Origin of the sequence: Virgibacillus byunsanensis, from assembly GCF_042675965.1 — a bacterium.
Classification (GTDB): Bacteria; Bacillota; Bacilli; order Bacillales; family Amphibacillaceae; genus Virgibacillus_R; species Virgibacillus_R byunsanensis.
The window spans coordinates 1-667 of sequence record NZ_JBHTKJ010000049.1; the positions used below are offsets into that span (position 1 = coordinate 1).

The 667-nt window shown below is 47.1% G+C and carries 2 tRNA genes and 1 rRNA gene; all 3 read left to right on the forward strand.

The features are described from left to right. The first annotated feature begins 97 nt into the window (after positions 1 to 97). Positions 98 to 174, forward strand: a tRNA-Ile gene (locus ACFQ3N_RS15895). Between the two features lie 14 nt (positions 175 to 188). Further along, positions 189 to 261, forward strand: a tRNA-Ala gene (locus tag ACFQ3N_RS15900). Positions 262 to 463: 202 nt separating this feature from the next. Beyond that, a 23S ribosomal RNA gene (locus tag ACFQ3N_RS15905) occupies positions 464 to 667 on the forward strand; the annotation flags it as partial.

Here is a 667-nt window from a genome sequence, read left to right on the forward strand (position 1 = left end):
AGGTGCCACGAGTTGGCCCTCTCAGTAAGGACATACATGGTTGTTTGGTTCAGTTTTGAGGGAGTAATTCCTTATTATAAATAATATAGTTATAGATGGGCCTGTAGCTCAGCTGGTTAGAGCGCACGCCTGATAAGCGTGAGGTCGGTGGTTCGAGTCCACTCAGGCCCACCATCTATAGTAAATATGGGGCCTTAGCTCAGCTGGGAGAGCGCCTGCCTTGCACGCAGGAGGTCAGCGGTTCGATCCCGCTAGGCTCCATTTTTGTACCTTGAAAACTAAATAAGAGCAACACATTCAAGCGACATCTAAAAAGCGGAAGCGACTGATTTGCAGCGTACGAATAGATAAGCTCATGGAGAACTCCATGTAATTGGGAGTTTGGAAAGAGATTAACTATTACGCTAGCTGCTAGGAGCTGAAGCTAGATTCAAATAGTACGTTTTTATTTATTTTGTAAGCTAGTTAAGTGAATAAGGGCGCACGGTGGATGCCTTGGCACTAGGAGCCGAAGAAGGACGGGACTAACACCGATATGCCTCGGGGAGTCGTAAGTAGACTTTGATCCGAGGATTTCCGAATGGGGGAACCCGCTGTTCATAATGGAGCAGTACACGTATCTGAATACATAGGATACGTGAGGCAGACCCGGGGAACTGAAACATCT